20 protein-coding genes are annotated in these 24,478 nt (G+C 47.1%); 9 read left to right on the forward strand and 11 right to left on the reverse strand.

All coding sequences use genetic code 11. The features are described 5' to 3' along the window. The first annotated feature begins 202 nt into the window (after window positions 1–202). Entirely contained in the window at window positions 203–994 is a 792-nt protein-coding gene (locus tag CEQ32_RS08460) for an AadA family aminoglycoside 3''-O-nucleotidyltransferase (RefSeq protein ID WP_018716282.1), read from the forward strand. Window positions 995–1,082: 88 nt separating this feature from the next. Here the strand turns inward: CEQ32_RS08460 and ltrA (CEQ32_RS08465) are convergent, their stop codons facing one another. Then, the gene (ltrA, locus tag CEQ32_RS08465; RefSeq protein WP_088585850.1) at window positions 1,083–2,432 is read right to left on the reverse strand and encodes a group II intron reverse transcriptase/maturase; all 1,350 of its coding nucleotides are present in this window, start codon (window positions 2,430–2,432) and stop codon (window positions 1,083–1,085) included. 613 nt (window positions 2,433–3,045) lie between these two features. Between ltrA (CEQ32_RS08465) and CEQ32_RS08470 the strand changes: the two genes are divergently transcribed. Next, on the forward strand, window positions 3,046–3,396 hold the full coding sequence (locus tag CEQ32_RS08470; protein ID WP_055646945.1) for a hypothetical protein: 351 nt from the start codon (window positions 3,046–3,048) through the stop codon (window positions 3,394–3,396). A 94-nt stretch (window positions 3,397–3,490) separates the two neighbouring features. Here CEQ32_RS08470 and ltrA (CEQ32_RS08475) read toward each other — a convergent pair whose 3' ends face one another. Both ltrA (CEQ32_RS08475) and CEQ32_RS08480 read right to left on the reverse strand, forming a co-directional pair. Continuing rightward, the gene (gene ltrA / locus CEQ32_RS08475) at window positions 3,491–4,840 is read right to left on the reverse strand and encodes a group II intron reverse transcriptase/maturase (RefSeq protein WP_088585850.1); all 1,350 of its coding nucleotides are present in this window, start codon (window positions 4,838–4,840) and stop codon (window positions 3,491–3,493) included. A 1,210-nt stretch (window positions 4,841–6,050) separates the two neighbouring features. Beyond that, the gene (locus CEQ32_RS08480) at window positions 6,051–8,867 is read right to left on the reverse strand and encodes a S9 family peptidase (protein WP_055647172.1); all 2,817 of its coding nucleotides are present in this window, start codon (window positions 8,865–8,867) and stop codon (window positions 6,051–6,053) included. 254 nt (window positions 8,868–9,121) lie between these two features. On the opposite strand from CEQ32_RS08480, the gene CEQ32_RS08490 reads away from it, so the two are divergent. Together CEQ32_RS08490 and CEQ32_RS08495 are read left to right on the forward strand one after the other, a co-directional pair. After that, window positions 9,122–10,132: an isocitrate dehydrogenase gene (locus CEQ32_RS08490; RefSeq protein ID WP_088585851.1), complete on the forward strand. Its 1,011-nt coding sequence runs from the start codon at window positions 9,122–9,124 to the stop codon at window positions 10,130–10,132. A gap of 119 nt (window positions 10,133–10,251) precedes the next feature. Then, on the forward strand, window positions 10,252–11,574 hold the full coding sequence (locus tag CEQ32_RS08495; RefSeq protein ID WP_088585852.1) for an IS4-like element ISSba6 family transposase: 1,323 nt from the start codon (window positions 10,252–10,254) through the stop codon (window positions 11,572–11,574). A 121-nt stretch (window positions 11,575–11,695) separates the two neighbouring features. On the opposite strand, the gene rlmM is transcribed toward CEQ32_RS08495, so the two are convergent. The 4 genes from rlmM to CEQ32_RS08515 form a co-directional block, all read right to left on the reverse strand. Beyond that, window positions 11,696–12,781, reverse strand: coding sequence for a 23S rRNA (cytidine(2498)-2'-O)-methyltransferase RlmM (rlmM, locus tag CEQ32_RS08500; RefSeq protein WP_037416532.1), 1,086 nt, complete (start codon window positions 12,779–12,781; stop codon window positions 11,696–11,698). 153 nt (window positions 12,782–12,934) lie between these two features. Continuing rightward, window positions 12,935–13,327: a DUF423 domain-containing protein gene (locus CEQ32_RS08505; RefSeq protein ID WP_037416529.1), complete on the reverse strand. Its 393-nt coding sequence runs from the start codon at window positions 13,325–13,327 to the stop codon at window positions 12,935–12,937. A 93-nt stretch (window positions 13,328–13,420) separates the two neighbouring features. Then, window positions 13,421–14,074 (reverse strand): alpha/beta fold hydrolase, encoded by a 654-nt coding sequence (locus CEQ32_RS08510; protein ID WP_055647996.1) that lies wholly within the window; start codon window positions 14,072–14,074, stop codon window positions 13,421–13,423. Continuing rightward, the gene (locus CEQ32_RS08515) at window positions 14,055–14,966 is read right to left on the reverse strand and encodes a transcriptional regulator GcvA (RefSeq protein ID WP_037416523.1); all 912 of its coding nucleotides are present in this window, start codon (window positions 14,964–14,966) and stop codon (window positions 14,055–14,057) included. The genes CEQ32_RS08510 and CEQ32_RS08515 overlap by 20 nt, the downstream gene beginning before the upstream one ends. Window positions 14,967–15,142: 176 nt before the next feature. Here CEQ32_RS08515 and CEQ32_RS08520 point away from each other — a divergent pair, with 176 nt between their 5' ends. Then, window positions 15,143–15,376, forward strand: a complete 234-nt coding sequence (locus tag CEQ32_RS08520) for a hypothetical protein (RefSeq protein ID WP_037416521.1) — start codon at window positions 15,143–15,145, stop codon at window positions 15,374–15,376. Window positions 15,377–15,506: 130 nt separating this feature from the next. On the opposite strand, the gene thiI is transcribed toward CEQ32_RS08520, so the two are convergent. The 3 genes from thiI to pomA all read right to left on the reverse strand — a co-directional run bounded on the left by thiI (window position 15,507) and on the right by pomA (window position 18,869). Further along, window positions 15,507–16,961 carry a tRNA uracil 4-sulfurtransferase ThiI gene (gene thiI / locus CEQ32_RS08525; RefSeq protein WP_055647997.1) on the reverse strand — a complete coding sequence of 485 codons (1,455 nt, stop codon included), beginning with the start codon at window positions 16,959–16,961 and terminating at the stop codon, window positions 15,507–15,509. A gap of 216 nt (window positions 16,962–17,177) precedes the next feature. Then, window positions 17,178–18,098 carry a flagellar motor protein MotB gene (locus CEQ32_RS08530; protein WP_037425837.1) on the reverse strand — a complete coding sequence of 307 codons (921 nt, stop codon included), beginning with the start codon at window positions 18,096–18,098 and terminating at the stop codon, window positions 17,178–17,180. Between the two features lie 3 nt (window positions 18,099–18,101). After that, complete coding sequence (gene pomA / locus CEQ32_RS08535) at window positions 18,102–18,869, reverse strand: flagellar motor protein PomA (protein ID WP_037416085.1); 768 nt, start codon at window positions 18,867–18,869, stop codon at window positions 18,102–18,104. Between the two features lie 314 nt (window positions 18,870–19,183). On the opposite strand from pomA, the gene xseB reads away from it, so the two are divergent. From xseB to dxs, 3 genes are read left to right on the forward strand one after another with little or no spacing between them, the layout of a single operon-like run. Continuing rightward, window positions 19,184–19,423 carry an exodeoxyribonuclease VII small subunit gene (gene xseB, locus CEQ32_RS08540; protein ID WP_011623480.1) on the forward strand — a complete coding sequence of 80 codons (240 nt, stop codon included), beginning with the start codon at window positions 19,184–19,186 and terminating at the stop codon, window positions 19,421–19,423. Between the two features lie 2 nt (window positions 19,424–19,425). Next, entirely contained in the window at window positions 19,426–20,307 is an 882-nt protein-coding gene (gene ispA, locus CEQ32_RS08545; RefSeq protein ID WP_069454565.1) for a (2E,6E)-farnesyl diphosphate synthase, read from the forward strand. A 21-nt stretch (window positions 20,308–20,328) separates the two neighbouring features. Then, on the forward strand, window positions 20,329–22,197 hold the full coding sequence (gene dxs, locus CEQ32_RS08550; protein WP_037416077.1) for a 1-deoxy-D-xylulose-5-phosphate synthase: 1,869 nt from the start codon (window positions 20,329–20,331) through the stop codon (window positions 22,195–22,197). 132 nt (window positions 22,198–22,329) lie between these two features. Here dxs and grpE read toward each other — a convergent pair whose 3' ends face one another. Next, a complete protein-coding gene (gene grpE / locus CEQ32_RS08555) occupies window positions 22,330–22,950 on the reverse strand; it encodes a nucleotide exchange factor GrpE (protein WP_037416074.1) in 621 nt (206 codons plus the stop codon). A gap of 99 nt (window positions 22,951–23,049) precedes the next feature. Between grpE and nadK the strand changes: the two genes are divergently transcribed. Then, a complete protein-coding gene (gene nadK, locus CEQ32_RS08560) occupies window positions 23,050–23,928 on the forward strand; it encodes an NAD(+) kinase (protein ID WP_086023973.1) in 879 nt (292 codons plus the stop codon). The last annotated feature ends 550 nt before the right edge of the window (window positions 23,929–24,478 follow it).

Here is a 24,478-nt window from a genome sequence, read left to right on the forward strand (position 1 = left end):
ATTTATATAATTATTTTATTTCAATCAGTTATGTGCTTGCGATTTGAGATAATAGGTTTGGAAAACGCGCATGCGCGTTTTTCCAGATAGTATATTTGAAGAGAAGCTGATAAGTTATTTGCAATACAAGTAGTTAACTGTGCGCGTTTTTACTGGTCAAACGAGGTAAACGCGCATGCGCACTAATAAAATGTTAGACATCATGAGGGACGCAGTGATCGCCGAAATTTCGACACAACTGTTAGAGGTGCTTAGTGTCATTGAGCGCCATCTGGAGCCGACGTTGCTGGCCGTGCATTTGTACGGCTCCGCAGTGAATGGCGGCCTGAAGCCATACAGCGATATTGATTTGCTGGTTACTGTGACTGTAAGGCTTAATGAAACAACGCGGCGAGCTTTGCTCAACGACCTTCTGGAGGTTTCGACTTTCCCCGGCGAGAGTGAGGCTCTCCGCGCTATAGAAGTCACCATTGTCGTGCACGACGACATCATTCCGTGGCGTTATCCAGCTAAGCGAGAACTGCAATTTGGAGAATGGCAGCGCAATGACATTCTTGCGGGTATCTTCGAGCCAGCCACGATCGACATTGATCTGGCTATCTTGCTGACAAAAGCAAGAGAACATAGCGTTGCCTTGGTAGGTCCAGCGGCGGAGGAACTCTTTGATCCGGTCCCTGAACAGGATCTATTCGAGGCACTAAATGAAACCTTGAAGCTATGGAACTCGCAGCCCGACTGGGCTGGCGATGAGCGAAATGTAGTGCTTACGTTGTCTCGTATTTGGTACAGCGCAGTAACCGGCAAAATCGCGCCGAAGGATGTCGCTGCCGACTGGGCAATGGAGCGCCTACCGGCCCAGTATCAGCCCGTCTTGCTTGAAGCTAGACAGGCTTATCTTGGACAAGAAGAAGATCGCTTGGCCTTGCACGCTGATCAGTTGGAAGAATTTGTTCACTACGTGAAAGGCGAGAGCACCAAGGTAGTCGGCAAATGATGTCTAATCGGGTAGCCGGAGGTATTTAGCCTCCAGCCCCCACACCACCCTGCATGCGGCTCCGCACAGGGCGGTTCATTTAGAACGCCTAACCTGTTTTCTGGTTCGGATAGTGAACCGCGATCCATCCATCTCTCAGTGAATACAATCCTGCTTTCTTAAGATACTCATTACTCAGCGCTTGCTGTATCCCTGGTGTTTTCGAGCTTCGCCACGGCCCTTTGCTTGTAATTCCACAAGCAACGGCCGCTTGGAGCCTGACGCCACGTTTGAGTAAGTTTTGTACCTTAGTCCGTGGCTTTCGCCATTGACGCCAGTAGCACATACGTACTCGACGACGGATCCAGTGGTCTAAATCGACACACTCTTGATAAGCGTTGGCTATGCCAAAGTAGTTGATCCAGCCTTGCATGTATTGCCGCACTTTAAACAATTGATAGCTCATGCTCACGCCCCAATTGCGGTTTGTCAGTCGTCTTATCTTTTGTTTGAAGATGTGCAGTGTTTTGACATGCCACTGGATCTTTCCGCGGTTAAAGGTAAACCCTAGGAACTTGCTTTGGCCTACCTTAACCACTTGGCTTTTCTGTTCGTTAACAACCAGTTTTAGCTTAGTGGCAAGATAGCGAGTAATACTCTTGAGGACACGTTCGCCCGCTCGTTGAGACTTGACCAAAATGATAAAGTCGTCCGCGTAGCGGGCGAATTTGTGCCCTCGGCTTTCCAGCTCTTTATCAAGACTGTCCAACATAATGTTAGAGAGTAATGGCGAGAGTGGGCCGCCTTGAGGCACGCCTTCGAAGCTTGCTTCAAATTGGTCGTTGACCATCACACCAGCTCGCAGGTATTTACCAATAAGCGCCAGCAGACGCTTATCCTGTACCTTGATCCTCAATTGAGTCATCAACAGGTCGTGATTTACTCGATCAAAGAACTTGGACAGATCAACATCGACGGCAAATTTGCGCTTCTGTTTGATGATATCTCTGACTTGCAAGACCGCTTGTTTGGCATTCCTATTCGGTCTAAAGCCGAAGCTATTAGCCGAGAAGAAAGGGTCAAACAACGGCGTGAGAATTTGAGCAATAGCTTGCTGTATCACACGATCAATGACGTTAGGGATACCCAGTTTGCGTTTACCGCCATCGGGTTTGTCGATCTCTACGCGTCTGACTGCTGAGGGTTGATATTCACCTAACTCAAGTTGAGATTTACACTGTTGCCAACCGCCTTGTTGCATCCAAAGCGGGAAGGCTTCGATAGTCATGCCATCGATGCCAGCCGCGCCTTTATTGGCTTTAACTTGACGCCAAGCTCGGTGTAGATTTTCAGGTTCGAGTAGTTGTTGGAATAAATCGCTGTTGAAGGCCGGTTGCATATCAATACGCTGCCGATAGTAATCGTCTGGCGACGTAGTGGGTATCGACAAGTTTGACAAGACTCCTCCTTCTTCTAAATGTTCAGGCCTTCACCATGTACCCACAACGCTAACGCGGGGTATGCTATCCCATCCATTACGATGGGCGTTGGGCTACTATGCCGTCTGCTGACTTCTGCTTAATCACATGCCGAGTTGCCCCGTCATGCGCTATCGGTTTTCATCTGGTTCGCTCTTTTCAGTCGATGAGATTGAAAAGCCAAGGCACTTAATAGACCAGAGCCTGACTGGTTATTGACCGATCGCGTGTTAAGCAGATCTCCCCAGATAAGAACATGAACTTTCTTTGCACTGCTGCATCATTTACGGTGGCCATTAGATCACGTGGTTTCGTCGTCTTGTGCCAACTCACCTCTAGCCTACGCCTCATATGATGTTCTTGTTCATCAGCTCGCAAATTTGCTAGCGGCTTCCTTCAGACCAATCCTCGCGGATAAGCCCTTGCCATTCACTAGTAGTTAGCGTTTAATAACAGCATGTTATTGAACGGTGACCTTCCTACAGAGGACTTTCACCTCATTAGTTCATGCCCATGCTGGGCGTACACAATTCGTTCAAGCCGACGCCGCTTCGCGGCGCGGCTTAACTCGAGCGTTAGGTGACCGAGTTACCCATGATCAAAAAGTTACTATTATCGATCGCCGCATTTTTAATCCTTGGTATTGGCGCATTGGTCTATTTGGTTGCACCACATGTGGCAACGCCAAAGTTTATCGTCCAAAATAAAGCCAGCGTTCCCATTAAGGTTACGGCTCATTGGAGAGAGAAAATTAAGGACCTTGGCGAGCTTTCACCAGGCACTATGATTGAGTTCGAAGTTACTGATGAAGCTGCAATGGAATTTAAAGCTACATACCCAAATGGGCGAGTTGCTTCGAGTTTTCCTGCGGTTTATTTTACCTCAGGTACTTTAACAAATGCGGTTGTCACAGATTCCTCTATAGAGGTTATTACGCAGCTATGATCCAAGCACCTAATCGGGTAGCCGGAGGTATTTAGCCTCCAGCCCCCACACCACCCTGCATGCGGCTCCGCACAGGGCGGTTCATTTAGAACGCCTAACCTGTTTTCTGGTTCGGATAGTGAACCGCGATCCATCCATCTCTCAGTGAATACAATCCTGCTTTCTTAAGATACTCATTACTCAGCGCTTGCTGTATCCCTGGTGTTTTCGAGCTTCGCCACGGCCCTTTGCTTGTAATTCCACAAGCAACGGCCGCTTGGAGCCTGACGCCACGTTTGAGTAAGTTTTGTACCTTAGTCCGTGGCTTTCGCCATTGACGCCAGTAGCACATACGTACTCGACGACGGATCCAGTGGTCTAAATCGACACACTCTTGATAAGCGTTGGCTATGCCAAAGTAGTTGATCCAGCCTTGCATGTATTGCCGCACTTTAAACAATTGATAGCTCATGCTCACGCCCCAATTGCGGTTTGTCAGTCGTCTTATCTTTTGTTTGAAGATGTGCAGTGTTTTGACATGCCACTGGATCTTTCCGCGGTTAAAGGTAAACCCTAGGAACTTGCTTTGGCCTACCTTAACCACTTGGCTTTTCTGTTCGTTAACAACCAGTTTTAGCTTAGTGGCAAGATAGCGAGTAATACTCTTGAGGACACGTTCGCCCGCTCGTTGAGACTTGACCAAAATGATAAAGTCGTCCGCGTAGCGGGCGAATTTGTGCCCTCGGCTTTCCAGCTCTTTATCAAGACTGTCCAACATAATGTTAGAGAGTAATGGCGAGAGTGGGCCGCCTTGAGGCACGCCTTCGAAGCTTGCTTCAAATTGGTCGTTGACCATCACACCAGCTCGCAGGTATTTACCAATAAGCGCCAGCAGACGCTTATCCTGTACCTTGATCCTCAATTGAGTCATCAACAGGTCGTGATTTACTCGATCAAAGAACTTGGACAGATCAACATCGACGGCAAATTTGCGCTTCTGTTTGATGATATCTCTGACTTGCAAGACCGCTTGTTTGGCATTCCTATTCGGTCTAAAGCCGAAGCTATTAGCCGAGAAGAAAGGGTCAAACAACGGCGTGAGAATTTGAGCAATAGCTTGCTGTATCACACGATCAATGACGTTAGGGATACCCAGTTTGCGTTTACCGCCATCGGGTTTGTCGATCTCTACGCGTCTGACTGCTGAGGGTTGATATTCACCTAACTCAAGTTGAGATTTACACTGTTGCCAACCGCCTTGTTGCATCCAAAGCGGGAAGGCTTCGATAGTCATGCCATCGATGCCAGCCGCGCCTTTATTGGCTTTAACTTGACGCCAAGCTCGGTGTAGATTTTCAGGTTCGAGTAGTTGTTGGAATAAATCGCTGTTGAAGGCCGGTTGCATATCAATACGCTGCCGATAGTAATCGTCTGGCGACGTAGTGGGTATCGACAAGTTTGACAAGACTCCTCCTTCTTCTAAATGTTCAGGCCTTCACCATGTACCCACAACGCTAACGCGGGGTATGCTATCCCATCCATTACGATGGGCGTTGGGCTACTATGCCGTCTGCTGACTTCTGCTTAATCACATGCCGAGTTGCCCCGTCATGCGCTATCGGTTTTCATCTGGTTCGCTCTTTTCAGTCGATGAGATTGAAAAGCCAAGGCACTTAATAGACCAGAGCCTGACTGGTTATTGACCGATCGCGTGTTAAGCAGATCTCCCCAGATAAGAACATGAACTTTCTTTGCACTGCTGCATCATTTACGGTGGCCATTAGATCACGTGGTTTCGTCGTCTTGTGCCAACTCACCTCTAGCCTACGCCTCATATGATGTTCTTGTTCATCAGCTCGCAAATTTGCTAGCGGCTTCCTTCAGACCAATCCTCGCGGATAAGCCCTTGCCATTCACTAGTAGTTAGCGTTTAATAACAGCATGTTATTGAACGGTGACCTTCCTACAGAGGACTTTCACCTCATTAGTTCATGCCCATGCTGGGCGTACACAAGCGCATCTTGTCGGACTGGTTTTCCGCTGCGCTTCAAACCAGCCGCAAATGCGGGCGTTAAATCCTTAAAAAATTTTAATCCGAAACTGAAGAGTTAGAGCAACGGCTCTATCACGCTTCTGTCCCAAAGCGTGCTTCGTATTTCTTTAAAACTTACAGACCACGCTAATGCTAAACAGGTGAGCCATGGTGATTAGCGAGACGACCGTCCGCCCCATGGCCGCTCTTTGGCATCCATGCCATCGCGGCATTCGTGAATCCATTAACATCAGACGGGGCGGTCGAGCATTAACGGATGGACTTGAACAACATCCCTGTTTAACGGCCTGTTCGCCATCCATGGCTCTCGTTCATAAGCTTAGAAATCCTAGATTTCTATTCACCGTGTCGTTGAGCAAATACCATGGTTCGCCCTTAAATATGGTCTGCATTCAATAACCAAGCAATGATATTCGTCTTCCAATATTTAACGCTCTTCTTGCCCCAAAGCATGCTTTGTATTTCTTTAAAACTTACAGACTACGCTAATGCCAAACAGGTGAGCCATGGTAATTCCAAGGGGATAAAAGGACTATTTCAATGAGCTAGCTCGCGCCCTTTTTGCCATAAAAAACGCCACCTTATGGTGGCGTTTGCTTATAGATAAACCTAAAACAGACGATTACTCATCATCGGCTTTATATTCGACATAGGCTTCGCCTTGGCTTAACCAAGTTGGCGCGGGTTTGCCTTTAAGATAATGGTCGAAGTATTCCATCATCCGAATGCTGTAATCGAGCTTATTAGGGTATTTCTTCAGATGATGTGGTTCATCTTCATATTGTAAAAACACCACATCTTTACCCGCACGGCGCATCGCTAAGTACATTTCAACACCTTGCTCCCAGGGCACCGCATCGTCTTTATCGCCAAACATGATCATCAACGGCGTATTAATGCGATCGGCATAAAACACGGGCGAGTTCTCAATGTATTTTTGTGGCGCTGCAAATAAACTTGCACCTATGCGGCTTTGGCCTGTTTCGTATTGGAATTGGCGTGCAATGCCGGTGCCATGGCGAATACCGCTGTAGGCGCTGGTCATATTCGCCACTGGCGCACCAGCCACCGCGGCTTTAAACATCTTAGTTTGGGTGATGGCAAACGCCGTTTGATAACCGCTCCAAGAGTGTCCTTGTAAACCAATGGCGTTAGCATCGGCAACACCCATATCGATAAGCTTTTGCACGCCCGAGGTCAATGTTTGTACTGAGCTAGCACCGGGATAACCGATATCGAAACGAATATCCGGCAAAAATACCGCATAACCATTATTGACATACCAAGCGAAGTTAGGTCTATGGTTGACCTTCATTTGCGGAAAGGCATGCAGTCTGTCGGTCATCAATTCATAGTAGTACACCAGCACAGGATAACGCTCGCCCGCTTGATAGTTGGTCGGTTTTATCAACACACCATCGAGGGGTTTACCATCACCATTGATCCAATGCACTAATTCAGCTTGGCTCCAATTAAAAGCTTGGCGCTGCTTATCAAAATCGGTTTGCTTCACTGCTTGTTGTGGCGCTTGATAGCTTGCGGTGTATAAATCGGGGAAGAGATCAAATCGCTCCTTAGAAAATACCAAGGTATCGGCATCTTTACTGCGCCCAAGCACAGTTAATTTATACTCGCCTTCCATCAGGGGCTTAACGCCCGCTTCGCCAAGGGTCGCTTGATAAAAACCATCGGCCTTAGTCTTGTCGCTGTAACCATGCAGCAGCACAGTAGCGTTGTAGGCAAGCGTCGTTGGCTCATCGGGATTATCGACTAAACCTTCGACACGATATTGAATTTTTTGAGCGCGTCCCTGCCCTGCTGTTAAGGCAAAGCCCGTTTTCGATGCGGTGTTAAACTGCCACACATCGAATTTATCGTAGACAAGGAAGCCGGCATCGTCCTTAAGCCAAGGGCCAAAACCATAACCCGGTGCATTGGAGGGAGAATCATGATCTTCATCGGCAAAACTCACCTTTAAAGACTGGGTCAGATTAGTGCGGCGACCTTCGGCAATATCGTATAAATACACATGACCTTGCTGATAATAGGCCACATATTTACCGTCGCCCGATAAGCTTGGCTCAGCATCACTGGGTTGTTGGGTTAACAGCGGCAACTTGCGACCCGTGTTGATATCCACCAAGTAATAATCTTGATAGAACCCTGCCCAAGTGATCATCTTGCGATAGGGTAAGTCAGAACTTGCCAGCATATAACGCTTGTGCTGTGACAGGGCCACATCTGGCACCGTTTTATCGCCAAGCTGCACCACATTGTTAGAGCCTAAATGCAACACGGCTAAATAAGTACGCTTTTGCTCTGCTTCATATTGCTTGATTTCATGGGGTTTAATCCGCGGATCTTCCCCATGCCAAACCTTAAGCCCGCGCTGGCCAGTCACAATCTCTTTATCATAAAGATCTTTTTCTTCGGCGATTTTCTTCAGGCTGAGCTGTTGGCTCACCTCAGGCACACGGCCAAAGAAGAGCCGTTCACTGTCTAATGAAAAGTTTAAACTGGCGTAACGATTTAACGTCCACTCTTTAGTGTTTGGCACAGGGCGAATTTTGCCCGAAGCGATATCGACTAGGCTTAACTGATAGCTGCGGCCATAGGGTAATTCACTCGCATCTCCTTGAGTAAAGGCCAGCCAGCGACCATTTTTTGAAAGTGCTAGCGCGCCTATTTGTTGGGTTTGAGACTCAAATACCGTTGATTTTTTGTAGTTTTTCAAATCAATTAGTTGTAATTGATGTTGCTTTGCTTCGATATCATTAACCGTGACGGCCAAGCGGCGACTGTCTTTATCAAACTGATAGGCGGTCACATGCTCCAGATCCACCCGCTGCGAAGGCGAAGATAGATTCACTAAGCTAAAACGACGGCCTTGGTCGAACTTATCAATCTTCACCTTTTCGGCTTTGGGCTTATCTTCGATGCCTTCGCTCTTCTCTTTGGCGTCTTTCTTGGCCTCTTCGTCGACTTCAAACCAAATGGCTAAATGCGCGCCATCGTCACTAAAGACAAATTCTTTTACCCGTTCAAATTTGGTTTGCGTGCCCGTTTGGGTATCGAGCAACACCATATCGGCCTTAAGCTTTTTCTTAGCTTTAGCATCGCTGGTTTCAACTTTAAGCAAACTAGGCTTAACCGCCATCGCTACATAACGGCCTGTGTGACTCACGATAGGGTCTGAGCCGCCTTCAATCTGAAAGTCTTTTCCTGATTGCAGATTTTTAATTAAACCATGGCTATCGCCACGATCCGGCGCCACCTCAACCGCCAGCACCTGACCATTGTCAGCGATAACGGGCTTTTCGAGGGACTCAAAATGCATGATGTCGTTTAGGGTAAGGGGTTTAGTGCTAGTTTCAGCATGGGCATGCGGCAATATTCCGAGGGATAACAGCACTAGCGATGTGATAGGTAATAACTTCAATGTCTTCCTCTTTTATGTAGTTGTTAGACTAAAGTAGACTTTTTTAACCATTGGCTCTCCATCATCGTTATAACCCAGTATTTTTACAAGTTTTACCCAATAAAAAATCGTGATATTGCTCACTAATTCCTGTGAAGTTTGACCAAACACGGTTAAAATAATAGGGAGAAAAAATACCAAATTCATAGTCATGTTACCCGGCTGATCCCGGGGCGGACAATTGCAGTAACGACGAACCGTGGAAGGACTTCTCCATGTCAAAAAGAACGATAACCGTAATTCCAGGTGATGGAATTGGCCCAAGTATTATTGATTCAGCCTTAAAAATTCTTGATAAAGCAGGTTGTGATTTTGAATATGAATTTGCAGATGCAGGCTTAACCGCTCTCGAGAAGCAAGGCGAACTACTTCCGCAGCGTACTTTAGAACTGATCGAAAAAAACCGCATCACCCTAAAAGGCCCGCTAACTACGCCTGTAGGCGAAGGTTTTACCTCTATCAACGTGACATTACGTAAGAAATTCGGCCTGTACGCTAACGTGCGTCCTGTGTTGTCTTTCAAAGGCACTCAAGCCCGTTATGAAAACATTGATATCATCACAGTGCGTGAAAACACCGAAGGCATGTACTCAGGCCACGGTCAGAAGGTTTCTGAAGACGGCAGCACCGCAGAAGCGACCAGTATTGTCACTCGCCAAGGCGCTGAGCAAATCGCGACCTTCGCTTACGAACTAGCCCGTAAAGAAAACCGCAAGAAAGTCACAATCGTGCACAAAGCAAACATCATGAAGTCAACCTCAGGCCTGTTCCTGAAAGTGGCCCGTGAAGTGAGCCAACGCTACCCAGACATCAAAACTGAAGAAATGATCGTCGATGCGACTTGCATGAAGTTAGTGATGACCCCAGAAAACTTCGACGTCATCGTGACCACCAACCTGTTTGGTGACATTCTGTCGGATCTGTGTGCTGGTTTAGTCGGCGGTTTAGGTATGGCACCCGGCGCCAACATTGGCCGTGATGCAGCGATTTTCGAAGCGGTTCACGGCAGCGCGCCCGATATCGCGGGTAAAAACCTCGCAAACCCAACCTCTGTGATCTTAGCCTCTATCCAAATGCTGGAATACTTAGGCATGGCTGATAAAGCCGACATGATCCGTAAAGCCGTATCGGCAGTGATTGAAGAAGGCGACCGTACGACTCGCGATTTAGGCGGCACCCACGGTACGACTGACTTCACTCAAGCGGTGCTTGACCGTCTGTCATAATCGCTTTGCGCGAAACAAAAAACGCACCTTAGGGTGTAATGCCGATCAGTTAAGACAGATCGCTTGACGATCTCGCTGAAAAGATCAAAATCCGATGACCTCATGTCATCGGATTTTTTATGCAACTCTCAGAAGCACTCGCCCGTACCCATATTACCCGCCTAACCGAATTCACCTGCTTAGCTGATGTGTTAGAACCTGAGTTAATTCAATCTTGCCTAGACTCCCAGGGCGTTGCGACGTTAAGACGGCGTAAATTGCCGATGGACGCGATGATTTGGGCCGTTATCGGAATGGCTTTGTTCCGAGGGGAGTCTGTTCGGTCACTCATCAACAAACTCGACATTGTTTTGCCGCAAGAGATTGATTATGTTGCACGCAGCGCCGTGACTCAGGCGCGTAAACGATTGGGCAGTGAGGTTATTAGAGAAGTATTTAGCCGCAGCGCCAATACCTGGCACGCGAGAGCTGAACATCCTCATTGGTGCGGCCTTAACTTGTATGGTGTTGACGGTGTCGTGTGGCGGACACCCGATAGTGTCCAAAATCAAGCCGCCTTTGGACGAACCGCCAACGCTTTAGGCGAAGCGGCTTATCCGCAAATTCGCATGGTTTGCTTGATGGAATTAAGCAGCCATTTGTTGGTCAACAGCGCCTTTGATTCGGTTGCCGAAAATGAAATGAACTTAGCGTCCCAGCTCATTCCTAGCATTCCTAATCACAGCCTAACCCTATTTGACCGAGGATTTTACTCGCTCGGCCTGCTGCACGCTTGGCAGCAAGCGCAACCTGATAGCCACTGGTTGTTGCCATTGAAGAAAGGCACTCAATATGAGGTGGTGCGAACGCTAGGAAAGCATGACCAGAGGGTGAAACTCACCACGACACCTCAAGCCAGAAAGAAATGGCCGCAGCTCCCTGAAACTCTTGAAGCGCGTTTATTGACTAAGACAGTGAAAGGTAAGTCAGTCGCCATTTTGACCTCGTTGACAGACCCGATGCGTTACCCCAGCGAAGACATCGTCGACTTATATGCCCATCGATGGGAAATCGAACTGGGCTATAGAGAGATGAAACAACATCTACTGGAGAGCCGTTTTACGCTCCGCAGTCAACTACCGGAGCTGGTGACTCAAGAGTTATGGGGCGTGCTACTGGCCTATAATCTCATTAGATATAAGATGTTGCTGATGGCTAAAAGCTTGCCATCGGTCCATCCCAATCAACTGAGTTTTCGGGATGCGGCGAGTTATATCATCTTCAAGTTGACACAACTGTCATCACAAACACCGGGGAATGTCCCGAGAGACGTATTGGATATAGAACGAAATGCACGGCAATTTAAGCTGGATGGTAAACGGGAAAGGGCATATCCACGAGTCCTTAAAATGAGCAAAAACAAGTTTCCGGTTAGACCAAAGAAAAATGCCGTTCACTCTTAAGTGAACGGCATTAACCTTAGGGTGCGTTTTTTATGCCCGCCATTTAGCAGAACAGCCAAATAAAAAGCCCCAAACATGACTTGGGGCTTCACTCACTAACAGAACGGTAAAAAACCGTAGATTAGTTCCAAGGCTGGCTAGGTTTAAGCCATAAGTGCACCGTCACTTCATCGCGGTCATGGTATAAGTGCTTACACTGCAACTGGAATTCGTTGATACCATTTTCCTTGAGGATTTCCTGCATGGTATTCAAAATCGCCATCACTTCTTTATAACGGCTCTTCATCGGCAGCTTGAGGTTGAAAATGGCTTCTTTAAACCAGCCATTGATGGCCCAAGCCTCAATCAGCTCAGCCACGCGCGCGGGTTTTTCAACCATGTCACACACTAACCAATAAATGTTTTTACGCTGTGGCTCGAAGCGGAAACCATCCTCACGGAAATGTTTCACTTGTCCGGTTTCCATCAGTTTTTCGTTCATTGGGCCATTATCGACCGCGGAGACCATCATGCCACGACGCACTAACTGATAGGTCCAGCCACCTGGGCAAGCGCCTAAGTCCACCGCATTCATGCCGCTGCGAACCCGCTCTTCCTGCGCTTCTTTAGGCACAAACTGCGCGAATGCTTCATCGAGTTTCAGGCTTGAACGACTTGGTGCATCGGCAGCCATTTTCAGGCGCGGGATCCCCATAAAATAGGGTGAGCTGTTGTTGCTGAAGGAATAACCAACGTAGGCGCGTCCTGGGCCAACAAAACACACATGAATAATCGGACGCTTAGGGTTTTCCTGCGCCAGTAAACTACCTGATTTTTTCAAATGCTGGCGCAAAGGCACAGTAAACTTACGGCAAAATGCCGACAGCTCTTTTGCTTCATTGGTATCAGGGGTTTCAACCCTCAGCTCGCCCGCTTTACTCACCTCACTGAGCGCTGCCACAATCGGGCTGACACGGTCAGACTCGGGCAAATCGGCTAGCAGTTCACTCGCGGCAAACATCTGACGAGCAAAGATCAGCGAATCTAACGACAGCTGCTTAGCCAAGGTATCGCCGCCATCATCGTCAAAACATTGGTATACCACATAGGCATCGTTATTGTTGGCCTTAACAAAGCCACCCACATTGAGCTCGGCGGCTCGCTGTTGGATTTCTGCTGCGCATTCTTTCTCATAGCCTGCACGGCAAAATAAAAATAGGTTTTTCATGGAGATCCTTAAGAAATCCAAGCCATAAACATGGCCGACTATCGATTTGGGCGCCAGTATAGCAATTTCAATACACAAAAGCCCGATTTGCTATCGGGCTTTTGTGCTATTGGCTGCGTGGACGCACGGCGCAGTAGCTGCGCCATACAAGCATTATGACTCGTTACCATCCACCACTTTATGGCGCCATACGGCCGCGGCCAGCAATAACCAACCTAAGAGGAAACAGCCGCCGCCCATCGGCGTGATAGGGCCAAACCATTTGCTGCCGACCAGCGCCAAACCGTAGAGCGAGCCAGAAAACAGCACTATACCCGCAATAAATAAATACGCCGCCCAATCGAGTAAACGTGAGGTTAACCACTGCCCCGCAAAAGCAACCACAATCAAGGCAAAGGTATGGTAGAAGTGGTATTGCACCCCAAGATTAAACACTTCAATCAACTCTGGGGGCGCCACGGCTTTTAAACCGTGGGCACCAAAAGCACCTAGCGCGACCGCAAAAAAACCGCTTACCGCGGCGAGTAACAACAATCCTTTACGCATTTTAACCTCCAAAAACCAATAGGCTTTACAACGGATGACGCCCGAGCCGTTAATCCAGACTCTGAGCACTTTACGTCATATCAAGAAGAAACATTAGCCAATAAATTTTGCTGATAAATCAACAGCCAGTGCAAGGTTAGCCGCTTCAGTCGTACCTGACGACTTTCTTGGGACAAAACTATGATCCCCATCAGCTAAGTATTCAATTTGAATATCATTAGTGGGGATTTGCATCTTGCCGCCAAACTTATCCCGCTCCCCTTGCAGCACTAACACGGGCACTTGGCAGTCGTTCAGGGGTTCCAACCTAGGCTCACCGCCCTTAAGCGGAATAAAGGGATAACCTAAACAAATAACCCTATCGATACGGCTGGCTTGTACGCTATCACAAGCCAGTAAAGCCGCCATGCGTCCGCCCATGGATTTGCCCATCAAGACCACACGCTTAACCTTAGGCTGAGCGTGTGCCACATCGAGCATCTCGCTAAAACAGGCAAGCAGCTTTGGAGCCCTGTCTGGCGGTCGCTTTTTACCATCCATGGCATTAGCCTGCATGTAGGGAAAGTTAAAACGCATCACTTGAAAGCCCTTGGCAACAAGACCTGCTGCCATTTGGCACATAAAGTCTGAGTCTCGATTCGCTCCCGCGCCATGGGCAAATAAAATCAAGATCTCTGAGGGTTCACCTTCTAACACATGGGCACTCAGTGCAACATTTACCGAGGGATTATCCGGGCAACAACTCACTGCGTGACTCCTCGGCAAACATATCTAACATCCACTCACGAAACGCGACCACTTTACCCAGCTCGGCATGATTCTGTTGGCAAACGAGGTAGTAAGCATCTTTGCTCACTAGCACTTCTTGGAATGGGCATACCAGTCGTCCCGCCTTAATATCGGGCCGAGCCAACACGCTATAACCTAACGCCACACCTTGACCATGAGCTGCCGCCTGCAAGACGAGGGAAGAATGACTGAAAATTGGACCTTGGTTCACATTGATATCGGTAATACCGCATTGTCTAAACCACGCCTGCCAATCGTGGCGACTCATATCGTGTAGCAATGTGTGGTGTTTTAAATCTTCCGGCTTTGACAGCGGCTTAGGGCCATTTAACAGCATGGGTGAACACACCGGAATAAGCACTTCATTGCGAAGTTTATCGGCCCGCAGCCCAGGCCAATTGCCTAAACCATAATAGATCGCGACATCAACATCGTCAGTTAAGGAACTGGCCTCTGTGTCCACCGCCTTGATCCGTACGTCAATATCAGGATTCTTTTCACTAAACTTGGACAGACGCGGCACCAGCCACTGAATCGCAAAGCTTGGCGACATGCTCACGGTCAACGAACCAATAGCACTACGTGCGAGCAGCCTATCGGTCGCATCTGCCAATTGAATAAAGATGTCCTTAATATCGAGAAAATAACTCTGGCCTTCCTCGGTTAGCAGCAGTGAACGATTTTTTCGGCGAAATAATTTTAATCCGAGAAAATCTTCCAGCGCTTTAATTTGATGACTCACCGCAGCCTGAGTCACAAACAATTCTTCAGCCGCTCGAGTAAAGCTCAAATGCCGTGCGGCGGCCTCAAATGCTTTAACCGCATTCAGTGGTGGTAAGCGTCTTGACATAGTGATCTCTATCTCAATTTTTAATTAGTTTTTCTAATCCGTATTGTTACATTTAATCGTTTGTAAAGGCCAGCATTTTTGATTAAATTTTGCGCCAACGAAACACATGAGTTGGACAATCTCGAACGGGTGATGGGAATGTCTGACAGCAATACTTTGTCAGCCCGGAGGCGACTATGTTCAATTTAAAATCTGCTTTTGCGTTAGTGTTAGTCAGCGCACTCAGTGCCAATGTCTACGCTAATGTTATCAATGCTGAAATTATTATCGACACCAGTGATTTACAAACAAGTATCAATGCCGAACTGACGGCAACGATGGAAAAAATGCACCAAGAAGCGCTGCAAGATCCCACCTTATTGATTGCCGATGAGGTGTTACCAGCACAGCAAGTGGTCAAAACCGAGTAAATTGCACTGCTTCGCAATAACATAAAAGCCGCATTCCAATGCGGCTTTTTTGTATTCATAATCCCGTAGATTGCTGCATATCAAGGTCAAACCCGAGGCTTGACCTTGCATACACTTTGCTGGTTATCGCTTAAGGGCGGTAAACCTTAACATTGTGATAACCTTGCTCAATCAGGTAAAGTGCCTGTAATTTACTCATCACGCCACGCTCACAGTACAGCAGGTAAGTCTTTTGCTTATCGAGATCGGCAAACTGAGTCGCTAATTTGAAGAAAGGAATGCGCTTGATTTCCACGCCTTCAATCTCCAGCGGTTTATTCTCTTCTTCCTCTGGGGCGCGAATATCAATCACCACTTCATTGGTGTCGATAGCAACAACGGTCTCAGTTTCAGTGATACGGGTATTCATTTGTTCTGCTATCTCCCGGATATCAATAGCCACGGCTTGCTCTATGATACGGTCAATCAAATCCTCAGAGAATTTCGTCTCTTCCGCTTCCACCTTAGCCAGTACCGCTTTAACAGTCGGCTTTTGTGAAATCACACCGCAATATTCCGGCATAGACTTAGCAAAATCTTCGGTGCCGATACGGCGGCATTCATTGATAATATCTTGCTTATCCATAGTGATCAGCGGACGCAAAATCAACATATCGGTGCAACGATCAATCACGTTTAAGTTGGTTAAGGTTTGGCTCGACACTTGACCCAAGCTTTCACCTGTTACAATCGCCTGAATGCCCATACGCTCAGCAATACGTGCCGCGGTGCGCATCATCATACGCTTGAGCACCACGCCCATTTGACCATTGTCGATTTTCTCTAAAATCTCGGCCACCACAGGCTCAAACGGCACGGACACAAACTTCACCTTGTGGGATTCACCATAGGTTTTCCACAAATGGTAAGCAACCTGCTTAACGCCAATCTCGTGCTGCGCGCCGCCTAGGTTGAAGAAACAGTAATGGGTACGAGCGCCCTTCTTAATAAATTGATAACTCGATACGCCCGAGTCAAAACCGCCCGAAATTAACGACAACACATCTTCCTGCGTTGCCATTGGGAAACCGCCTAAGCCTTCGATACGCTTAGTCACCATATACAGTTTATCGCCCTCGATTTCGAGGTTAACAGTGACTTCGGGGTTCTTTAAGCGCACGCCAATCGCATCGGTAAACTGGTTTAAACCACCACCGACATAACGCTCTACTTCAATAGAGTTAAAATCGTGATTACCAGTGCGCTTGACACGTACACAGAAGGTTTTGCCGGCAATTTGGTCGCGATAAACGGGTAATACTTGCTGGTAGATATCATCAACTGACGTAAAGCTGTATTCATCCACTTGCACTACGTGGGCGATCCCAGGGATACAAGCTAAACGCTCACCAAAGGCCTGAGCTAATTCAGGTTTATCATTTGGCACCTTTACCCAAATACGGTCCCATTGACGTTGCACTTTAGCATCTTCATCAACTTTTTTGAGCACGTTACGGATGTTGGTTTCAAGCATTTTAGTGAAGCGCATGCGCACAGGCTTACTCTTCATCATGATTTCTGGGTACAGCTTTACAATAAACTTCATGGGATTTCCGCGGGCAATTTTGGCAACAGCAAAATTGGTTAAAAGAATAATCGCCGGATTATAACAAACTCACGGCGATTGGCGCACCTGTTTCCACACTAGGGCTGCTCGTGGCGTGCGCTTACGCACAGTTGAACTTATAGTCAAAAAAGCCCAAATAAAAAAGCCGTGAGCAAGTCACGGCGTTTTTATCAAATAACTTATTTGGATTAAAAGCTATTTACCTACTTGAATTTCTTCGGATTCTTTTGCTTTACCTTGTTCAATCGCAATCTCAACTCGACGATTTCGCGCGCGATTTTCAGGCGAATCATTTAAAACAATTGGATTATTTGAGGCCATACCGACCACTTTCATCCGTTTAGGATCAAAGCCCTTGACCTGCAATAACACATCAGCCACAGCTACAGCACGTTTACTGGAGAGATCCCAGTTTGAGCTATAGAGCTCATCACTTATCTGCATATCGTCGGTATAACCCGATACGGTAATAATTCCCGGCACATCTTTGAGCAACTCACCCACCGAACGCACCACTGGTTTAAATCGCGGTTGTAGGAAACCAGAGCCTGAGGCAAATGAACCTTTTTCACGGATTCGAATAATAATCTGCTGTCCAAGTGACTCAATTTCAATCGCCCCATCGGTGATCTCTTTATTGAGCTCCTGCGCCATTTTTTTCACTTGCTGATTAATCTTATCCTGCGCTGCCGCAGCCTCGGCCTTCACTGCATCTGCGGTTTCTTGGGCTGTAGCCGTTGCTTCGCCACCTCGCTGCGAACCGTTCTGTTGTTGTACCCCACCCGCACTATCATCTTCCCCCGCTTGGAAATCCAACGTGGGTTCGGTCATTTCATTGGTTTGTTGGTTGATGATCTCAATCGGCGTGGGATCGGGACGACCAGGACGGAACTCGAGGGCAATCACAGACGTCCCCTTAGGAATATCTTTGACTTCGACTTTGTTTTGCACCCCAAATGCATACTTCATCGAACCTGCAATCTGCTTAAACTTCATCACATCCATTTCGGAGAATGACAGCAGCAACACGAAGAAACACATCAAGAGGGACATCAAATCGGCAAATGTTGCCAACCAGAGTGGTGCTCCGGGCGGTGGACAGTTGCACTTAGCCATGGGCTACTCTCCGTCCGTTGTATCGATTTTCCGCTGTTTTTCAGCAAGATAGTTTTTCAAAAAGCCTTCAATTACTCGAGGGTTTTGGCCATCTTGAATCGCCAATACCGCATCCATAATCAAGTTACGGTTTAGCATTTCCTCACCCATTCTAAGGCTTAATTTATCGGCGATAGGAATACACACCATGTTAGCCACTACCGCACCATATAGGGTAGTTAACAACGCAACCGCCATTGAAGGGCCAATCGATTTCGGGTCCGACATATTGGATAACATCGCCACCAAGCCCACTAGGGTACCAATCATCCCCATCGCGGGTCCTACGTCACCAAAAGCTCGGAAAATGGCAATGCCGTTACGATGGCGCTCTTCGGTGAGGGCGATATCTTTTTCAAGCGCGGCACGCACCACCTCACCGTCATGACCATCCACTAACATATCGACGGCTTTTTGCATAAAACTGTTGGAAATTTGTGCTTCTTCAAGAGCAAGAAATCCACCTTTACGCGCCGCATCAGCCATCGTCACTGATTGTTCGATAAGATCTTCAGGTTTATCAATTTTAAACATAAAGGCTTTTACTGCGATTTTTACCGCACCTAAAAACTGTTTTAAATTGAATTTCATCATCACGACGAAGAAGGAACCACCGAATACGATAAAAACAGAGGGGACGTCGATAAAAATGGCAATGCCGCCGCTGGTCATCATGGCCCAAAGGATAAAACCAAAGCCCCCGACTAGTCCAATAACTGTAGCTAAATCCACAACGGCTCCTCAATATTCTGTATAAACGACATGATACTGACTCTATTGGCAAAATAACACTAAATGTCATCCGTCAACGGTTAACACTTTGGTCTTAACCCAAGCCTTATTTTATGATGTCTTAAGATGATTATAAGCATAATGCTACTATTGTCATTTATCGGACAAGCTCTAAGCAAGTTTAGTGGCAATTTCTATTTTCTGAAAAAAATTCAGCAACAAAGCGTGCTATCGAGCAAATATCCATCGACTGAATTTGACCCTTGAGCCGCCCTGATATACCTTGTGTCCGCTCTTTCAAAGGAATTATTAACGTGGCAAAGAAACCCGAAAATCTCAGTTTTGAAGAATCCCTTGGTGAACTCGAGCGCATCGTTGCTGAGTTAGAGCAGGGCGATGTCTCTCTCGATGATGCGTTAAAACAATTTGAACGAGGCATCAATCTGGTGCGTAACAGCCAGGCAAAACTTGAACAAGCTCAGCAAAAAGTGGCCATTTTACTCAAGCAGGATGAAAATGCGCCCCTCTCTCCCTATGCCGTTGAGGGCGAATAAGCGTGTTAGTCAATGCAATAAAAGAATATCAACTACGAGTTGATAACCAATTAAAACAACGTTTTAGTACACTCGAAGATACAGCTCCTCAGTTAAAAGCCGCGATGACCCATGGCGCCCTTTTAGGGGGAAAACGCATTCGTCCCTTCTTGGTTTACAGTGTCGGGCAAATGTTTGGTGTAGCACTTGAAAAACTCGATGCCTGCGCCGCCGCGATTGAATGCATCCACGCCTATTCGTTAATCCATGACGATTTACCCGCTATGGATGATGATGCACTTCGCCGTGGTCAACCCACAGTGCATATCGCTTTCGATGAAGCCACCGCAATTCTTGCTGGGGATGCACTACAAACCTTAGCTTTTGAGATTGTGACTGAAGCCGTGCCAGGGATTACCAGCGAGCAACATATCGCTATGGTCAGAGCATTGGCAAAAGCCTCTGGTTATCGGGGGATGTGTGGCGGTCAAGCCATCGACTTAGCCTCCACCGATAAGCACATTGATCTTAAAGCATTAACTCAACTGCATAATATGAAAACAGGGGCGCTGATCAGCTGCGCCGTTGAGTTAGCATTGATTGCCGCGAACGCGCCAAAAGATCAATATCAGACTATGATGGAATTTGCCCATGCCGTAGGACTTGCCTTCCAAGTCCAAGACGATATTCTGGACATTATTGCCACCACGGAAGAACTCGGCAAACCTCAAGGCTCAGATGCCGAGTCAAATAAGAGTACTTTTCCGCAACTACTTGGACTGCAAGGCGCAAAAGATACCGCCGCGCAACTGATCCAAGAGGCACTATCAGCGCTGGCTAAATTGCCATACAATAGCCAGTTAATTGCAGACTTCGCCCGCTATATTATTGAGCGAAGAATATAAAAAGAGACGAAGTATCTCGCTATGAGTTTGGACATTTCTCAGTTTCCGGTGTTGGCACAGGCCAACACACCTAATGAACTCCGCCAGCTTCCACAGGCCCTATTACCCCAATTGGCCGATGAGTTGCGGGAGTTCCTTCTTAAGTCCGTTGGCATGTCCAGCGGACATTTTGCCTCTGGGCTTGGCACAGTCGAGCTGACTGTTGCCCTGCATTATGTCTATAACACCCCGTTTGACCGTTTGATTTGGGATGTTGGTCACCAAGCCTATCCCCATAAAATCCTCACTGGTCGCCGTGATAGAATGCACACCATTAGGCAAAAGAACGGTTTACACCCCTTCCCTTGGCGGGAAGAAAGTGAATATGACACCTTTAGCGTAGGCCACTCAGGCACCTCCATCAGTGCCGCATTAGCCATGGCCGTTGCAGCCGAAAAAGAACAGGCAGGCCGTAAAGTGGTTGCCGTGATTGGCGATGGTGCCATGACAGGCGGCATGGTGTTCGAGGCAATGAACCACGCGGGTGATTTGCACAATGATATGCTGATGGTGCTAAACGATAATGAAATGTCGATTTCAGAAAATGTCGGCGCACTCAACAATCACTTAGCCCAATTGATGTCAGGCCGCTTCTACACCACGATTCGTGAAAGCAGCAAGAAAGTGCTCAAGGGCATGCCTGTTATCAAAGAAATGGCCAAGCGCACCGAAGAACACCTCAAAGGCATGGTGGTTCCTGGCACACTGTTTGAAGAGTTAGGCTTTAACTATATCGGCCCTATCGATGGCCACGATGTCGATGCCCTAGTGGAAACCCTGCGCAATATGCGCAATCTCAAGGGGCCACAAGTGCTACACATTATGACCAAAAAAGGTCGCGGTTATGAGCCAGCAGAAAAAGATCCTATCGGTTGGCACGCCGTCCCTAAATTTGACCCATCACAGTTTAAGAAGCCAGCGACTAAGCCGGGACTACCAACCTTTTCCCAAGTGTTTGGCAAATGGTTATGTGATATCGCTGAGCAGGATGAAAAAGTCTTAGGCATTACCCCTGCCATGCGTGAAGGGTCGGGTATGGTGGAGTTCTCGCAGCGCTTCCCAAAACAATATTTTGATGCAGCCATTGCCGAGCAACATGCGGTGACCTTAGGCGCAGGGTTTGCCTGTGAGGGCTATAAACCTGTGGTCGCCATTTATTCGACTTTCTTGCAACGCGGCTATGATCAGCTGATCCACGACGTCGCATTGCAGCGTTTACCCGTACTATTTGCGATTGACCGTGGAGGTATTGTCGGTGCCGACGGCCCAACCCATCAAGGGGCGTTCGATTTAAGCTTTATGCGCTGTATCCCAAATATGGTGATTATGGCGCCATCGGATGAAAATGAATGTCGCCAGATGCTGTATACCGGGTATTGCTATGATGCAGGCCCAAGCGCGGTACGCTATCCAAGAGGTAGTGCAACAGGTGCGACTCAAGTTGAAGCCATGACGGCACTGCCAATTGGTAAAGGGGTGATTAAGCGTTTAGGCAAACGTATCGCGATGCTTAACTTCGGGACTACCTTAGCCGCAGCACTCACTGCCGCAGAGAGTTTAGATGCAACAGTGGTCGATATGCGCTTTGTGAAACCGCTGGATGTGGATTTAGTCAAAGAGATGGCTCAAACCCACGATGTGCTCGTCACAGTGGAAGAAAACGCCATTATGGGCGGCGCTGGCTCAGGTGTGCTAGAGCTTCTGCAAAAGCTTAAAATGCCTAAACCTGTACTACAAATTGGCTTGCCCGATGAGTTTATTAAACATGGATCACCAGAAGAAGTGATCCATGACTTACAACTCGATGCCGAAGGCATGTTAGCGCAGATTAATGCCTATCTCGCCGATTGATTATTGATGGGGGCTAAGCTCCCATCAATACTACAAACGTGATAATTCACGATTAACGGCAAATAGAAAAGCAACAGACAAATAAAAAGGACTGTATCGGCAGTCCTTTTTATTGGTTTAACGTTTTACCGCTTAAGCTTCAATATCAATCGAAGCTGACTCTTGGCTAGGGCCACCTTGAGACACCATCACCATGGCTGGGCGCAATAAACGGCTATTCAGTTCGTAGCCTTTTTGCATTACTAACATCACAGTATTGGCTGGGAATTCAGCACTTGGTTGCATACCAATCGCTTGATGTTGATCAGGGTTGAAGGCTTGTCCTTGAGGATCAATTTGTTTTACACCAAATTTCGCCACAGCGGTCAACAAACTCTTTTGTGTTAACTCAACACCTTCATAGATAGCTTTAGTGGTTTCATCCTGCGGATTAGTCCCTTGCAGCGCTCGCTCCATATTGTCTATCACTGGCAGCAATTCGTTGGCGAATTTTTCCAGAGCAAACTTATTGGCTTTCTCTACATCCATCGCAGCGCGACGACGAATGTTATCCACTTCGGCAGCTGCACGTATTACTGAATCTTTTTGCTCATCAACTTTCGCCAAAGCGTCAGCGAGTAACTGTTCCAGCTCTTCAATACGGAAATTGGCTTGGGTAAGCTCATCAATCAGACTTGCTTCTTCGGTAGAAACTTCAGACTCTACACCCTCTTGGATCAGATCCTGTTCTGCTTTAATCGACTCGTTGCTCATTTTCACTCCAGCTAAAAATGCTTTGTTTCTAAATACTCTGGGCATATTATGGGGATCAATTTTGACGTTTCAAGGCCTAAGGCCAGATCTAGCATAAATATGACCACAAAGTTCCACACCATTGGCCTAATTGGTAAGCCGCATCATCCAGGGACAAATCAAACCCTCAAACGTCTGCACCACTGGCTGACGATGCAAGGTTATGAAGTCCTCGTAGAAGAGCGGGTAGCAACTGAGTTAGGCCCACAAATTGTGGCGGTTGATTTATTAGAGATTGGCGAGCGTTGTGATTTAGCGATAGTCGTTGGCGGTGATGGCAATATGCTCGGCGCCGCCAGAGTGCTGGCGCGCTTCGATGTGGGCGTGATTGGTGTAAACCGTGGCAACCTTGGCTTTTTAACGGATTTACCGCCGGATGCATTCGAAGAGGCGCTCGCTAAAGTGCTCGATGGTGAGTTTGATACCGAACACCGTTTTTTACTTGAGGCAGAGGTCTATCGCCATGGACAGCTAAAAGCCAGTAATACCGCGGTAAATGAAGCGGTGCTGCATCCGGGGAAGATCGCTCACATGATTGAATTTGAAGTCTATATTGACAATCAATTCATGTACAGCCAACGCGCCGATGGCATGATAGTTTCCACTCCCACGGGGTCAACCGCCTATGCACTGTCAGCAGGTGGGGCGATTCTCACCCCCAATTTACAGGCATTAATTTTAGTCCCGATGTTTCCACACACCTTGTCATGCCGTCCTATTGTGGTCGATGCTTGCAGCACCATTAAGATGGTGGTTTCCCCTGAAAATGGCGAAAACCTTGAGGTTAGCTGTGATGGCCATGTGCATTTAGCAGTATTACCCGGTGATGAGATCATCGTGCGCCGCAGCTCTGAGCAACTTAGGCTTATCCATCCTAAAGGCCATAATTACTTCCATGTATTACGAAGCAAACTTGGCTGGGGCAGTAAGTTGTTTTGAGTTTGTACGATGAGATGATGCGAAGCTTAACTCAAGCAACCTACCATAAAAAAATATAGACAATGACTGACTATAGTTGTTAACAAAATGGAGTTGTGCAGCTGCATTGCTGTAAACAGCTTTATTAACCGTTATTAAATTTCAGATTAACTCATATTTCATAAAGTGACATTGCTCACACTCAATTTCCCCGCCCGATAAAGCGTGAGCTAGATCACACTAAAAATCTCCATCTAAAAATCATATAAAATAATAAAAATCATATATTTAAAATAAATCATTAAAAACCACCGTTCCTTTTAATGAGAGCCTGAGTGACGCAGATCACACCTTAATATTGTCTTAAAAATTCATTAAGTGCCCATTAATGAAATAAATGGATCAGTTAATTGCAATACTGATCGCTAATTTAGTGAAGATCTGATTTTTTATAACTAAAAAGCATAAAAGTTAAATAAATTACTAATAACAGGAATATACAAACCACTCTTTAAGTGACATTGGTCACAGTTGAAGAAATCCTATGAGAGAAGCCTCCCGCAGCACTGTA

The organism is Shewanella sp. FDAARGOS_354 (assembly GCF_002209245.2).
Lineage (GTDB): Bacteria > Pseudomonadota > Gammaproteobacteria > Enterobacterales > Shewanellaceae > Shewanella > Shewanella xiamenensis.

Coding starts and splice junctions, on each gene's coding strand:
- CEQ32_RS08460 (WP_018716282.1), top strand. CDS start 203: ATGAGGGACGCAGTGATCGCCGAAATTTCGACACAACTGTTAGAGGTG.
- CEQ32_RS08470 (WP_055646945.1), top strand. CDS start 3,046: ATGATCAAAAAGTTACTATTATCGATCGCCGCATTTTTAATCCTTGGT.
- CEQ32_RS08490 (WP_088585851.1), top strand. CDS start 9,122: ATGTCAAAAAGAACGATAACCGTAATTCCAGGTGATGGAATTGGCCCA.
- CEQ32_RS08495 (WP_088585852.1), top strand. CDS start 10,252: ATGCAACTCTCAGAAGCACTCGCCCGTACCCATATTACCCGCCTAACC.
- rlmM (WP_037416532.1), bottom strand. CDS start 12,781: ATGAAAAACCTATTTTTATTTTGCCGTGCAGGCTATGAGAAAGAATGC.
- CEQ32_RS08505 (WP_037416529.1), bottom strand. CDS start 13,327: ATGCGTAAAGGATTGTTGTTACTCGCCGCGGTAAGCGGTTTTTTTGCG.
- CEQ32_RS08515 (WP_037416523.1), bottom strand. CDS start 14,966: ATGTCAAGACGCTTACCACCACTGAATGCGGTTAAAGCATTTGAGGCC.
- CEQ32_RS08520 (WP_037416521.1), top strand. CDS start 15,143: ATGTTCAATTTAAAATCTGCTTTTGCGTTAGTGTTAGTCAGCGCACTC.
- thiI (WP_055647997.1), bottom strand. CDS start 16,961: ATGAAGTTTATTGTAAAGCTGTACCCAGAAATCATGATGAAGAGTAAG.
- CEQ32_RS08530 (WP_037425837.1), bottom strand. CDS start 18,098: ATGGCTAAGTGCAACTGTCCACCGCCCGGAGCACCACTCTGGTTGGCA.
- dxs (WP_037416077.1), top strand. CDS start 20,329: ATGAGTTTGGACATTTCTCAGTTTCCGGTGTTGGCACAGGCCAACACA.
- grpE (WP_037416074.1), bottom strand. CDS start 22,950: ATGAGCAACGAGTCGATTAAAGCAGAACAGGATCTGATCCAAGAGGGT.
- nadK (WP_086023973.1), top strand. CDS start 23,050: ATGACCACAAAGTTCCACACCATTGGCCTAATTGGTAAGCCGCATCAT.